This is a genomic window from Cryobacterium sp. AP23, assembly GCF_054075385.1.
Map to the genome: position 1 here is coordinate 4,035,471 of NZ_CM133415.1, position 13,121 is coordinate 4,048,591.

Here is a 13,121-nt window from a genome sequence, read left to right on the forward strand (position 1 = left end):
TTTTTTCATCAGACACATGAACGAGTAGGCGCGAGGGAACCATGACCACTGGATTTGAGACGAAGACGTCACGGCTGCGGATGGGCCTAGCGCTGCTGGCGGCGCTGGCGGTCACGCCGGCGCTGGCCGGCTGCTCCGACGCGCAGGTGCAGGATGCCGTCAACGGCGCCGTGCAGGGAGCCACCGACGGTGACGTGAGCCTCGGTGGGGCGCTGCCCGACGGCTGGCCCGCCGAGATCCCGGTGATCGACGGCGACATCAAGTTCGGTGCCGGCAACACCACCAACGGCGACCAGGGCTGGGTGGTGACCGTGGCATCCGCCGCGGCCGACCCGCTGGCCGACGCCAAGCAGGCCCTCGTCGACGCCGGATTCGAACTGGACACCGGCAATTCCGCCAATGTGGGCGACGTGGGTGTGGTGGCCTTGAAGAACGCCACCTACACGGTCACGATCGCGGGCACCCCCGACGGCGTCCTCTACACGGTCGCCCCCGCGTAAATCTCTCGGGCTGTCAGGCGAAGAGAGCCGCGCCGACGAAGGACCCCTTCCGGGCCCCAGGCGGCACCGCGAAGAGGGCGGAGCCGACGTGGCGGATGTACTCGTTGAGGGCGTCGTTGCGGGCCAGGTTCAGCTGCACGGTCGTGAAGCTCGCCGGGGTGCGCTGGAAGCTGATGAAGAACAGCCCGGCGTCGAGCCGGCCGAGCGCGTCGTTGCCGTCGACGAAGTTGTAGCCGCGGCGCAGGATGCGGATGCCGTCGTTCTGGGTGGGGTGGGCCAGGCGCACGTGGGCGGCGGTGTCGATGAGCGGCTTGTCGGCCCGCCCGGCCAGGGTGAAGTCGGGTTCGGTGAATTCGGTGCCGCCGGACAGCGGCGCGCCCTCGCCCTTGTTGCGGCCGATCACGGTCTCCTGCTCACGCAGGCTGGTGCGGTCCCAGGTCTCGATGGTCATGCGGATGCGCCGCGCCACCAGGTAGGAGCCGCCGGCGAGCCAGGCCGGCCCATCGTTCGCGCCCACCCAGAGGTGCTCGGTCACCGCGGCCGGTTCCTCGGCCTTGATGTTGGCCGTGCCGTCCTTGAACCCGAAGAGGTTGCGCGGGGTGGCCTGGCTGGTGCTGGTGGACGAGGTGCGGCCGAAGCCCAGCTGTGACCAGCGGATGGCCGCCCGCCCGAACGCGATCCGGGACAGGTTGCGGATGGCGTGCACCGCCACCTGCGGGTCGTTCGCGCAGGCCTGGATGCAGAGGTCCCCGCCGCTGCTGGCATCCTCGAGCATGTCGCCGGGGAAGTGCGGCAGCTCCGCGAGGTCGGCGGGCCGCCGGGCGGCGAGGCCGAACCGGTCAACGCCGGCGGCGGTCTGGAACAGGCTGGGCCCGAACCCGAACGTGATCGTCAGCCCGGCCGGCGGCAGCCCGACGGCCTCGCCGGTGTCCTCCGGCGGGGCGTCGTACGGCCCGCTGACCGCGCCGTACTCGCCGATGTCCTGGCCCGCCGTCATCGCGGCGGCCGCGACGGTCCAGTCCTGCAGCAGCTCGATCAGGTCGGCCCGGTTGGTGCCGTCGCTGACGTCGAACGCGGCGAAGTGCAGGCGGTCCTGGGCCGGCGTGACGATGCCGGCCTGGTGCTCCTGGTAGAACGGGTACACCGCGCTCGCGCTGGTCTGGGCGGAGGACGCCGTCGCGGCCATGGCCGCCCGGTCGCCGGCGATGCCCAGGCCGAGCCCGGCCACGCCCGCCCCCGCCAGGCCGAGCAGCCCGCGCCGGGACAGGCCGCGGGGTGCGGCAGGCTCGGCGGCGTTCGGGGTTCCGGCTGGGCCGGACGTGGGGGAGTCGGTCATGCGGGGGAGGGCTCTTTCGCTGCGGGGGCTACAGAACGAGCGTAGCGGTGAGCTGGTTCAGCGGCTCGCCGAGTGCGTTCACCTGGTCGGCGAACGCCTTGATTTCCGCCGGGGTGAGCTCGGTGTAGAGGGTGAAACCATCACCGACGCGCTGGGCGTCGAGCAGGGTCTGCAGTTCGGCGAACTCGGAGTCGAGGTCGGCGGCCAGGTCGGCGTCTTCCTCGAGCAGGATGTCGCGCACGCCGGCGTAGAGAACCTTGGCGCCGTCGATGTTGGCCTGGAAATCCCACAGGTCGGTGTGCGACCAGAACTCTTCCTCGCCGGTGACCTTGCCGGTGGCGACCTCGTCGAGCAGGCCGATCGCGCCATTGGTCTGCTGGGACAGCGTGAAGTCCAGGTCCTGCACCTTCTCGTTCAGCGTGGTGGTGTCCGCGACGAGCAGGTCCGCCAAGTTCTGGCGCTGCTCGGGCGTGTAGGCGGTGAAACCGGCCTCGGCCTCTGCGGGCCAGAGGTCCTTCTCGATCGCGTGCCAGCCGGTCCAGTCCTGGCCCTCTTCGAGGTCGGCCTCGCGGAGGTCGAGCTGCGGGTCGAGGTCGCCGAACGACTCGGCCACGGTCTCCACGCGCTCCCAGTGGGCGCGGGTGCCGGCGTAGAGGGTGCGGGCGGTGTCGTCGTCGCCGGCGAGGTACGCGTCCGCGAACGCCTGGGTGCCGGTGAGGAGCTGGGCGACCTGGTCGCGCACGTAGGCGGCGTAGTTGGTGTTGGCGACCTCGACCTGGGCGTCCAGGTCGGCGTCGACCACGGCGTCCTCACCGGAGTCGGTGACGGTGAACGCGGTCTTGTCGATGCCGTCTCCGACCATGCCCGGCTTGCAGGTGGTGAGGTAGTTGCCAGGGGCGAGCTGCACGACGAGGTCGCGGCTGAGCCCCGGCCCGATGTTCTCGACCTCGCCGACGATGCGCAGGCCGTCTTCGGCGAGCAGGTAGAACTCTGTCACCTGGTCACCCGAGTTGGTGACGTTGAAGCTGAGGTTGCCCGACGGCGCCTCGGCGGCGGACACGGCGCAGGCATCCGCGCTGCTGTCGACCGTGAGCGCACCATCCGGGGAGTCTGACCCCGTGGCGTTGGCGACGCAGCCGGTGAGGGCCAGGAGGCCGACGGCCGAGACGGCGACGAGGGGGAGGAAACGGGCGCGCATGGTTGTCCTTCGTAAGGGGAGGTGGTGCGTGATGTGGGGGTCAGTGGGCGGCGACCGCGGACGCGGTCTGGCGTGCGGCGGGAGCGGAGGTGGGGCGGCCATGGCGGCTCTTGAGGATGAAGAGGGTCAGGGTGGGCACGGCGTAGGCGACCCAGGCGAACATCTCGAGCCAGGTGGTGGCGGGCGAGAAGTTGAGGGTGCCCTTGAGCAGGGTGCCGTACCAGCTGTCCGGGGGGATCACGGCCGAGACGTTGAAGGCCAGCGCGTTGAGCCCGGGCAGGAGGCCGGCCTCCTGCAGGTCGTGTACCCCGTAGGAGAGCACCCCGGCGGCGACGATGATGAGGATGCCGCCGGTCCAGGTGAAGAACCGGCTCAGGTTGATCTTGAGCATGCCGGCGTAGATCAGCCAGCCCAGGCCCACGGCCGTGAGGATGCCCAGGCTCGCGCCGACGAGGGGCAGGGTGGTCGCTCCCGTGGCCTGCACGGCCGCCCAGATGAACAGGGCGGTTTCGATGCCCTCGCGGCCCACCGCGAGGAACGCCACGAGCACGAGGCCCATCCCGGTGCCGACCAGGTGCTTGTCGATGTTGCCGTGCAGGTGCCCCTTGAGGTCCCTGGCGGTGCGGAGCATCCAGAACACCATCCAGGTCACCAGCCCGGTCGCGATGATGGAGAGCAGCCCGCCGATGGTCTCCTGCGCGGCGAAGCTCAGGCCGTACGTGCCGAAAGTGAGGACGGCGCCGAGGCCCAGCGCCAGCAGCACGGCCAGGCCCACACCGGCCCAGAGCCGGGAGAGGACGTCGCGGCGGCCGATCTTCACGACGTACGCGATCAGGATCGTCACGATCAGCGCGGCTTCAAGGCCTTCGCGCAGGCCGATCAGGTAGTTTGCGAGCACAGTGCTTCCCGGTTGTGAACGGTGGGGTGTGAGGGACGGTCGTCCGCAATTGGTAAGGCTAACCTTACCCGCCCACTCTACGTAGGTTCGCCGGATGTGTCCAGCTAAGATTTGTCACTGGCCCGGCCCCGTCCGGCCGATTTCCATCACCACCCGCTTGTTCGCATCGCTCAGGAGTTTCCATGGTCATGTCCGGTACCGGCGAACGTGTGGTCTTCGTGCTCGATGAACCCGGCGACGAGTCCCTGCTCACCGGCGGCACCATCGCGAGGCTGCTGAGCGACGGCGCACGGGTGACCGTGCTCTTCGGCCGGACGGATGCCGCCGCAGCGCACGCCGCGACCGTCACGGCGGCCCGCACCGCACTGGGCGAGAACGATCCGGGCCAGTGGCGGGTGCTCACCGGTGAGCCCGACGCGGCCTCCCGCCGGGACGTGCTTTCAGCGGCCCTGGCCGAAGCGGAGGCGAGCGCCGTCGTGACCGCGGCCGGCGATCCGGTGCTACGCCAGGCTGCCGCCGACGCGGCCGCCGACCACGGCGTGCCGGTCTTCCTCAACAGTCGGGTGTCCGCCGCCGCCGGTCAACGCCTTACGGCCATCGACGTGAGCGACCACCTCGACCGCAAGCTGGCCGCGCTGGCCGCCTACACCGACCGCTGGCACGTCGACGGCCGGCTGGTGCGGCTCGCCGACGGGGGAGAGATGCCGGTCACCGGGTCGGAAACCTTCGTGCGCCCCAGCGTCCCCGCGCAGCCGGCCGACGCCGACAAACCGACCGTGGTCACCCGCCTGGTCACGGCCCTGGTGGCCCTGGCCGCCGGGGTGCTCTTCGCCGTGCTGGGCACGGTGGCGCACCAGACCACGGTGCAGGTCGGACCGGTCACCGTGCCCATCGGGTTGCTGCTCTCCCTGACCGCCACCGGCACCCTGCTGGTGGGCCTGCGCTTGGTGGTGCGGGACCGTTTGGTCGTGCTCGCCGCGGCGATCGGGCTGCTGGTCACGCTCTTCCTGCTGTCCCTGCGCAGCACCGGAGGCTCGGTTTTGGTGCCGGAAGGCGTGCTGGGCACGATCTGGACCATCGTGCCGGCCTTCGTCGCCGCCGTGGTCATCGCCTGGCCGCGAATACCGGCCCGTCGGCCAACGGCGTAGACTGATTATTCCGTTCGTGAAGGGAATTCCGCCACTGTGACGTATGTCATCGCCTTGCCCTGTGTGGACGTCAAGGATCGCGCTTGCGTCGACGAATGCCCCGTCGACTGCATTTACGAGGGCGAACGCTCCCTCTACATCCACCCCGATGAATGCGTGGACTGCGGCGCCTGCGAACCGGTCTGCCCGGTCGAGGCCATCTACTACGAAGACGACCTGCCCGAGCAGTGGGCCGACTACTACAAGGCCAACGTCGAGTTCTTCGACGACATCGGCTCGCCCGGCGGAGCCGCCAAGGTGGGCGTCATCGCCAAGGACCACCCGGTGATCTCGGTGCTCCCTCCCCAGGTTCAGCACTAGAGGTGTTGAAGCCGCTTCCCGACTACCCGTGGGACCAGATGCTGCCGTTCGCGCAGCAGGCCAGGGCGCACGCCGACGGCATCGTCGACCTCTCGATCGGGTCTCCCGTCGACGCCACGCCGCCGGTGGTGCAGGCCGCCCTGGCGCACGCGACGGATGCGCACTCCTACCCGCAGACCACCGGCACGCCGGCGCTGCAGCACGCCATCATCGACTGGTACGCGCGCCGCCGTGGCGTGACCGGCCTGGCCGAGGCGAACGTGCTGCCCACCATCGGCTCCAAGGAGCTCGTGGCGCTGCTGCCGTTCATGCTGGGCGTGGGCGAGGGCGACACCATCGTGCATCCGCGGGCGGCCTACCCCACCTACGCGATCGGTGCGGCCATGGCCGGCGCGGACTCGTTCCCGTCCGATGACCCGGGAGAGTGGCCGGAGACGACGAAACTGATCTGGCTGAACAGCCCGGGCAACCCCGACGGCCGGGTGCTGAACGTGGAGCACTTGCGCGCCGCCGTGGCCCGCGCCCGCGAGCTCAACGCCGTGATCGTCAACGACGAGTGCTACGCCGAGCTGGGCTGGGACGCACCGTGGGACGCCGAGCCGATCCCGAGCATCCTCGACCCCCGCGTCACCGACGGCGACACCGAGAACATCCTGGCGATCTACTCGCTGAGCAAGCAGTCCAACATGGCCGGCTACCGGGGCGCGTTCGCCGCCGGCAGCGGCACCCTGTTGGGCCGCCTGCTCACCGTGCGCAAGCACGCCGGCCTGATGCTGCCCGCACCGCTGCAGGCGGCCATGGTGGCGGCGCTGGGTGACGACGAGCACGTCACCGTGCAACGGGACCGCTACCGGGCTCGCCGCGAGGTGCTGCTGCCCGCGCTCGTCGCCGCTGGATTCAGCATCGAGAACAGCGAAGCCGGCCTCTACCTCTGGGCCAGCGCCGGTGTCGACGCCTGGGACTCGATCCGGCAGCTCGCCGGGCTGGGCATCCTGGCCGGCCCCGGCCCGTTCTACGGCGACTTCTACCCCCGGCACGTGCGGTTCTCGCTCACCGCCAGCGACGAGCGCATCGACGCCGCCGCCGCGCGGCTGCGCGCCTGGGCCCACCCCTCTGGGGCATAACTCCTGCAATTCGTCTGGTCGGCGGCCGGCGGATGCCGGAACTCCGCGGTGGTGCCCCGCCTCGGCCGGATTCTGCAGGAGTTGTGCTCACGGCCATCCTGCCTAGGCTGGGCGCATGGCCGGCACCGCGAAACCCGGAGACGACAGCTACACCGTCACCGTCTACACCGCCAGCGTCGCGGCGTTGCACGCGCTCATCGCCGAACTGCCGCCGGTGCCGCCGGTGACGGAGGGGCGGATGTTCAACGGCGACGGCGTGAAGGTGCGGCAGAAGTTCTTCGCATTCATCGGCCGAAACGGTGACCTCATCGCCAAGCTCCCCGAGCCGAGGGTGCGGGAGTTCGTGGCGCAGGGTTCCGGCCTGCCGGTGGTGATGGGCACACGCACCATGCGCGAGTGGGCACGGTTCCCGGTCGAGGCCGGTGTGGGCACCTGGAGTGAGGTCCTCGACCAGGCTTACAGCTTCGTTTCGGCCGGCTGAGCGCCGCCGATCCGTTCATTCGGGCCCTATGGCCCTGGCGGGTCCGCGCGCAGCAGTACGCTGGGAAATGATACGTCCACCCGGTGCTGCCGGCTGTGGCGTACCGCCAACAGACTCCGGTCGATGTTGGCGGATGCAACAGTATGCCCCTCGGCGGAATAGGCTGTAGGCGGGTTATCGTTGCCAAGCACCACGAGCGTGCTGCGGCGGACCGCCACAGACCAACAGCCGAAAGGCTTGAAAATCCAGGGAGGCGCCGTGAGCGACGTCGCGCAGCGAACACCATCCAATGAGCCGCAGTTCATCGATCGGCCCGTACCGGGCCCGCAGACGGCCACTCTGACCTACCCCGGGGGCACGGCGCAGTTCCCCATCCTGGCCAGCACGGATGGCCCGTCCAGCATCGACATCGGAACGCTGACCAAGCAGACCGGGTTCACCACGTTCGACTCCGGGTTCGTGAACACCTCGGCGACGAGGTCGGCCATCACCTACATCGACGGTGAAGCCGGCATCCTGCGCTACCGCGGCTACCCGATCGAGCAGATCGCCCAGAACTCGAGCTTCCTCGAGACCGCCTGGCTGCTCATCTACGGTGAGCTGCCCAGCGCCAGCGAACTGAGCGCGTTCGACACCCGCGTTCGCCGTCACACTCTGTTGCACGAGGACCTGCGCCGCTTCTACGACGCGCTGCCGCACAACGCGCACCCGATGTCGGTGCTGTCGGCCGGTGTCTCGGCCCTGTCGACCTACTACCAGGACTCCTTGAACCCCAAGGACCCCGAGCAGGTCGAACTCTCCATGATCCGGCTGCTCGCCAAGCTGCCCGTGATGGCCGCGTACGCGCACAAGAAGAGCATCGGGCACGCGTTCCTGTACCCGGACAACTCGCTGAGCTTCGTGGACAACTTCATCAAGCTCAACTTCGGCACCCTCGCCGAACCGTACGAGGTGAACCCCGTCGTGAGCAAGGCGCTCGAACGCCTGCTGATGCTGCACGAAGACCACGAGCAGAACGCCTCCACGTCGGCGGTGCGGCTGGTCGGTTCCACCGAGGCCAACCTGTTCGCATCCGTCTCCGGCGGCATCAACGCCCTCTCCGGCCCGCTGCACGGTGGTGCCAACGAGGCCGTGCTCACGATGCTCAGCGAGATCAAGGCATCCGGCGAGGGCGTGCAGAAGTACGTCGAGCGGGTGAAGAACAAGGAAGCCGGCGTGCGCCTGATGGGCTTCGGCCACCGGGTCTACAAGAACTACGACCCGCGCGCCAAGCTCGTCAAGGAGAGCGCCGACGCCGTGCTCGAGGCCCTCGGTGTCAAGGACGACCTGCTCGACATCGCCAAGGAGCTCGAATTCATCGCGCTCAACGACGACTACTTCAAGGAGCGCAAGCTCTACCCCAACGTCGATTTCTACACCGGCGTGATCTACAAGGCGATGGGCTTCCCCCCGCGCATGTTCACCGTGCTGTTCGCGATCGGCCGGCTGCCCGGCTGGATCGCGCACTGGCGGGAGATGAACCTCGACCCGACCGCGAAGATCGGCCGCCCGCAGCAGCTGTACACGGGCTCCGTCGCCCGCGACTACCCGCTGTCCTAACGGGCTGTCCTCACCGCGCGAGACAAGAAAAGAACCCCTTCCCGGTCCGGGAAGGGGTTCTTTCACGTCTGGCGGCGGCGGTCAGGCGTGCAGGGCCGCGTTCAGGACGATTCCCTCCTTGCGGGGGAGCACCTCCACCGCGCCGCTGATCGAGTTGCGGCGGAAGAGCAGGTTCGGCACCCCGGAGAGGTCCTTGGCCTTGGCCGTGCGCGGGGCGCCCTCCGCGGTGCGCGCGGCATCCAGCAGCACTACCTTGGTGCCGGCGGTGACATACAGGCCGGCCTCGACGACGGAGTCATCGCCGATGGAGATGCCGATGCCGGAGTTGGCGCCGAGCAGCGCCCGTTCGCCGATGGTGACCCGCTGGGTGCCGCCGCCGGAGAGCGTGCCCATGATGGATGCGCCGCCGCCGATGTCGGAGCCGTCACCGACCACGACGCCCTGGGAGATGCGCCCCTCGACCATCGAGACGCCCAGGGTGCCGGCGTTGAAGTTGACGAAACCCTCGTGCATGACCGTGGTGCCGGGGGAGAGGTAGGCGCCCAGGCGCACCCGGGAGGCGTCGGCGATGCGCACCCGCTCCGGGGAGACGTAGTTGAGCAGCGGCGGGAACTTGTCCAGGCCGCTGGCCGAGATGCCGTGACGCTGCAGGGAGGGGCGGAGCCGGTCGAAGTCGGCCGGCAGCACCGGCCCGGCATTGGTCCAGACCACATTGGGCAGGTGGCCGAAGATGCCGTCGAGGTTGATGGTGTTGGGCTTGACGAGCAGGTGGGAGAGCAGGTGCAGGCGGAGGTACGCATCCGGGGTGCCGGCGGGCGGGGCCTGCAGGTCGATCTCGACGGTGACGGCCTCGAGGCGCACGTTACGGCGGGCGTCCGGACCGGCAGCCTCCTCCAGCTCGGTGGGCACGATCCAGCGGTCCCGGTCGGCCGGCAGCGCGCCCAGCTTGGGCGCCGGGTACCAGGTGTCGAGCACCGTGCCGTCACCGGCGATCGTGGCCAGGCCGTACCCCCAGGCGTGTGTGGTTGCGGGTGCGACGGAGTCTGACAGGGGTTCGGGGGGAAGCGCAGTGACCATGGCTCTAGATTAGTAGGGTGCCCTCAGACGTAGACCCAGCCGCTGCCCCGTCCGTTCCCGCCCTCGACCTGAGCATGTCGTCGATCGAGCTGACCCGCGCCATCTGCGACGCGGAGTCGGTCTCCGGCAACGAGACCGCGCTCGCCGACGCGATCGAAGCGGCCCTGGCCGGCTACCCGCACCTCGAGGTGATCCGCGACGGCGACACCATCGTGGCCCGCACCAACCTGGGCCGCGCCCAGCGGGTCGTGATCGCCGGGCACATCGACACCGTGCCGCTGAACGACAACCTGCCCACCCGGTTCGAGACCATCGACGGCGTCGACTACCTCTGGGGCCGCGGCACCACCGACATGAAGGCCGGCGTGGCCGTGCAGCTCAAGCTCGCCGCCGAGCTCGCCGACACCAACGTCGACCTGACCTGGATGTGGTACGACCACGAGGAGGTCAACGCCGCGCTCAACGGCCTCGGCCGGCTCGCCACGAACCGTCCCGACCTGTTCCAGGGCGACTTCGCCATCCTGGGGGAGCCGAGCAACAGCCAGGTCGAGGGCGGCTGCAACGGCAACGTGCGCATCGAGGTGCGCACCTTCGGCAAGCGGGCGCACTCCGCCCGCGCCTGGGTGGGCGAGAACGCGATCCACAAGGCCGCACCGATCCTCGACATCCTCGCCGCCTACACCCCGCGCGAGGTGGAGGTGGAGGGACTGGTGTACCGGGAGGGCCTGAACGCCGTGGGCATCAGCGGCGGCATCGCCGGCAACGTCATCCCCGACGAGTGCATGGTGCACGTGAACTACCGCTTCGCCCCCAGCCGCACCGCCGCTGAGGCGGTGGCGCACCTGGAGGAGCTATTCGCCGGCTTCGACATCACCGTCGTCGACCTGGCCGAGGGCGCCCGTCCCGGCCTGGACGCCCCGCTCGCGTTGAAGTTCATCGAGGCCGTCGGCGCTGAACCGCGGCCCAAGTACGGCTGGACCGACGTGGCCCGGTTCTCGGCCCTGGGCATCCCCGCCGTCAACTACGGACCCGGCGACCCGCTCAAGGCGCACGCCGACGACGAGCGGGTGGCGCTGAGCCAGATCACCGACTGCGAGGACGCCCTGCGCGCCTGGCTGACCGCTCCCATCGGCTGAGCGTGACGCCCGCAGGCACCTCGACGGTGCGCCGCCGCGGTGGGGCCGCCGCCGTCCCGGCGCACTGGCGCGCCCGGTACCGGCTGGTGCCCTGGTGGGGCAAGGTCGTGGCCGTCTGGCTGCTCTCCCGGGTCGTCACCACGACGCTGGTGCTGGTGCTGGCGAGCGTGCAGGGGCAGAACGCGTGGACGCCGGCGAAACCCGGTTACCTGGACTTCGCCACGATGTGGGATTCGCTCTGGTACAACATCGTCGCCGTCGGCGGCTACCCGTCGGTGCTGCCGGTCACCGTCGACGGCCACGTCGGCGAGAACGCCTGGGCGTTCATGCCGGGCTACCCGGTCCTGGTGCGGCTGCTGATGATGCTCACCGGGGCTCCCTGGGAGAGCGTGGCCGTGTTCGTGTCGGTGGCCTGCAGCCTGGTCACGGCGCTGCTGTTCTACCGGCTGATGCGGCGGGTGCAGCCGCAGTCGATGGCGTTGTTCTCCGTGGTGCTGTTCTGCGTCGCCCCGCTGTCGCCGCTCTTGCAGTTCGGCTACGCCGAGTCCATGCAGCTGATGCTGCTCACCCTGGCGCTCCTGCTGGTGTTGGAGCGGCGGTACCTGGTGCTGATGCCGGTGATCTTCGTGATGGCGCTCACCCGGCCGACCGGGCTGGCGTTCGCCCTCTTCCTGGCGCTGCACGTGGGCTACCGGTGGTACAGCCGCGCGCGCGACCCGTTCCCGGTACGCGAAGCGGTGCTGGCGTCATCCGTTGCCGTCTTCAGCGGGGTGATGGGCCTGGCCTGGCCGGCCCTCGCCTGGGCGGTGACCGGGTCGATCACGGCATACACCGACACCGAACTGTCCTGGCGGTCGGCGTACATCGGCTACCAGGAACTGGTGCCATTCACCGCCTGGTTCCAGAGCGGCGTGTGGTGGCTCGGGCAGCCGGTGGGCATCCTCGCGGTGGTCGGCCTGATCCTGGCCTTCACGGCCGTGATGTTCACGCCGTGGGTGCGCAGCCTCGGCATCGACCTGCGGCTGTGGGTGGTGTCATACGCGCTGTACCTGCTCGCGGTGTTCTTTCCGCAGTCGAGCGTCTTCCGGCTGTTGATGCCGATGTTCCCGTTGCTCGGCGCGCTCGCCCGGCCGCGCAGTGTCGTGTACCGCGTTGTGGTCACACTGGTGCTCATCTGCGGCCAATGGGGCTGGCTTCTGCTCTGTTGGGGCGTCGACGGGGCCGATTGGACCCCGCCCTAATTACTGTCTGACGGCCGAATGGTCGATAATAGGAGTACAGACTACGAATGGAAGGGGAGTTCATGGCGGCCATGAAGCCACGGACCGGAGACGGACCAATGGAGGCTGTAAAGGAGGGGCGCCTGATCATCGTGCGTGTACCGCTCGAGGGCGGAGGACGACTCGTCGTCTCTGTGAACGACGCCGAAGCCAAGGAGCTTCACGATGCGCTCGCCGGAGTAGTCACCCCGGCGGTGTAGTTAGACGATTTGTAGTTACAAGATTTCCGGCTGATCGGCTGTGCGGGTTCCGCACAGCCGATTGCTGTATCCGGATGCGCTGTGTATCCGGATGCGCTGTGTCCTGATGCGCCTCAGGCGCGCAGCTTGGTGATCTGCAGCAGGCCGTCGCCGACGGGGGAGAGCGCGCTGATCACGGCCTTCGACGAGCCGATCTCGTTGAGCAGGGTGCGGAAGCCCGTCGCGACCTCGTCGCGCGCCACGGGGTCGGCCACCCGGCCGCGCCAGAGGGCGTGCGCGACCAGCACGGTGCCGCCCGGACGGGCCAGGCGCAGGCCGTGCTCGACGTACTCGATGACCGACTGCGGGTCGGCATCCACGAACACGATGTCGTAGGAGTTCTCGTTCATGCGCGGCAGCACCTCGGCGGCGCGGCCGGTGATGAGCCGCACCCGGTTGGTGGGGATGCCCGCCTCGTGGAAGTTGGCCTTGGCGTGCTGCAGGTGGTCGACCTCGAGGTCGATCGAGGTGAGGGTGGCGCCCGGCGCCCCCGTGAGCAGCCAGATGCCGGAGACGCCGGCGCCGGTGCCGACCTCGAGGATGCTGCGGGCTCCGGTGGCGGCGGCGATCACGGCGGACTGCGCGCCCACCGACGGGGCGATCGCTTCGATGCCCAGTTCGTGCGACTGCTGCCGGGCGCGCGCCAGGGCGTCGCTCTCCACCACCGAGTCGTCGGCGAATTTCCAGTTCAGATCTTTGTCAGACATTCCGCAACTCCAGTAGATGATTGGGTCAAGACTACGGT

General features: G+C 69.4%; 14 protein-coding genes. 9 read left to right on the forward strand and 5 right to left on the reverse strand.

Annotation, left to right across the window (positions count from 1 at the left end; all coding sequences use genetic code 11):
• The first annotated feature begins 41 nt into the window (after positions 1-41).
• The gene (locus ACU5E9_RS19030; RefSeq protein WP_456811449.1) at positions 42-500 is read left to right on the forward strand and encodes a hypothetical protein; all 459 of its coding nucleotides are present in this window, start codon (positions 42-44) and stop codon (positions 498-500) included.
• Between the two features lie 13 nt (positions 501-513).
• Here the strand turns inward: ACU5E9_RS19030 and efeB are convergent, their stop codons facing one another.
• Genes efeB through efeU form a run of 3 tightly spaced genes read right to left on the reverse strand, consistent with a single transcriptional unit; the run spans position 514 to position 3,932 of the window.
• Positions 514-1,836: an iron uptake transporter deferrochelatase/peroxidase subunit gene (gene efeB / locus ACU5E9_RS19035; RefSeq protein ID WP_456811450.1), complete on the reverse strand. Its 1,323-nt coding sequence runs from the start codon at positions 1,834-1,836 to the stop codon at positions 514-516.
• A gap of 28 nt (positions 1,837-1,864) precedes the next feature.
• Complete coding sequence (gene efeO, locus ACU5E9_RS19040; protein ID WP_456811451.1) at positions 1,865-3,034, reverse strand: iron uptake system protein EfeO; 1,170 nt, start codon at positions 3,032-3,034, stop codon at positions 1,865-1,867.
• 40 nt (positions 3,035-3,074) lie between these two features.
• Entirely contained in the window at positions 3,075-3,932 is an 858-nt protein-coding gene (gene efeU, locus ACU5E9_RS19045) for an iron uptake transporter permease EfeU (protein ID WP_456811452.1), read from the reverse strand.
• Positions 3,933-4,114: 182 nt separating this feature from the next.
• Here efeU and ACU5E9_RS19050 point away from each other — a divergent pair, with 182 nt between their 5' ends.
• From ACU5E9_RS19050 to ACU5E9_RS19070, 5 genes are all read left to right on the forward strand, one after another.
• Positions 4,115-5,080: a hypothetical protein gene (locus tag ACU5E9_RS19050; protein WP_456811453.1), complete on the forward strand. Its 966-nt coding sequence runs from the start codon at positions 4,115-4,117 to the stop codon at positions 5,078-5,080.
• A 36-nt stretch (positions 5,081-5,116) separates the two neighbouring features.
• Entirely contained in the window at positions 5,117-5,440 is a 324-nt protein-coding gene (gene fdxA / locus ACU5E9_RS19055; RefSeq protein WP_066594116.1) for a ferredoxin, read from the forward strand.
• Positions 5,441-5,442: 2 nt separating this feature from the next.
• The gene (gene dapC / locus ACU5E9_RS19060) at positions 5,443-6,564 is read left to right on the forward strand and encodes a succinyldiaminopimelate transaminase (RefSeq protein ID WP_456811454.1); all 1,122 of its coding nucleotides are present in this window, start codon (positions 5,443-5,445) and stop codon (positions 6,562-6,564) included.
• 115 nt (positions 6,565-6,679) lie between these two features.
• Complete coding sequence (locus tag ACU5E9_RS19065) at positions 6,680-7,045, forward strand: hypothetical protein (protein ID WP_456811455.1); 366 nt, start codon at positions 6,680-6,682, stop codon at positions 7,043-7,045.
• A 303-nt stretch (positions 7,046-7,348) separates the two neighbouring features.
• Positions 7,349-8,644, forward strand: a complete 1,296-nt coding sequence (locus ACU5E9_RS19070) for a citrate synthase (protein ID WP_456813580.1) — start codon at positions 7,349-7,351, stop codon at positions 8,642-8,644.
• A gap of 81 nt (positions 8,645-8,725) precedes the next feature.
• Here the strand turns inward: ACU5E9_RS19070 and dapD are convergent, their stop codons facing one another.
• A complete protein-coding gene (dapD, locus tag ACU5E9_RS19075) occupies positions 8,726-9,721 on the reverse strand; it encodes a 2,3,4,5-tetrahydropyridine-2,6-dicarboxylate N-succinyltransferase (RefSeq protein WP_456811456.1) in 996 nt (331 codons plus the stop codon).
• Between the two features lie 74 nt (positions 9,722-9,795).
• On the opposite strand from dapD, the gene dapE reads away from it, so the two are divergent.
• The 3 genes from dapE to ACU5E9_RS19090 all read left to right on the forward strand — a co-directional run bounded on the left by dapE (position 9,796) and on the right by ACU5E9_RS19090 (position 12,337).
• Positions 9,796-10,857, forward strand: coding sequence for a succinyl-diaminopimelate desuccinylase (dapE, locus tag ACU5E9_RS19080; protein ID WP_456813581.1), 1,062 nt, complete (start codon positions 9,796-9,798; stop codon positions 10,855-10,857).
• Between the two features lie 2 nt (positions 10,858-10,859).
• Positions 10,860-12,098, forward strand: coding sequence for a hypothetical protein (locus ACU5E9_RS19085; RefSeq protein ID WP_456811457.1), 1,239 nt, complete (start codon positions 10,860-10,862; stop codon positions 12,096-12,098).
• Positions 12,099-12,160: 62 nt separating this feature from the next.
• Positions 12,161-12,337 carry a DUF3117 domain-containing protein gene (locus ACU5E9_RS19090; RefSeq protein WP_084021373.1) on the forward strand — a complete coding sequence of 59 codons (177 nt, stop codon included), beginning with the start codon at positions 12,161-12,163 and terminating at the stop codon, positions 12,335-12,337.
• Between the two features lie 113 nt (positions 12,338-12,450).
• Here ACU5E9_RS19090 and ACU5E9_RS19095 read toward each other — a convergent pair whose 3' ends face one another.
• Complete coding sequence (locus tag ACU5E9_RS19095; RefSeq protein WP_456811458.1) at positions 12,451-13,083, reverse strand: O-methyltransferase; 633 nt, start codon at positions 13,081-13,083, stop codon at positions 12,451-12,453.
• Between the last annotated feature and the right edge of the window lie 38 nt (positions 13,084-13,121).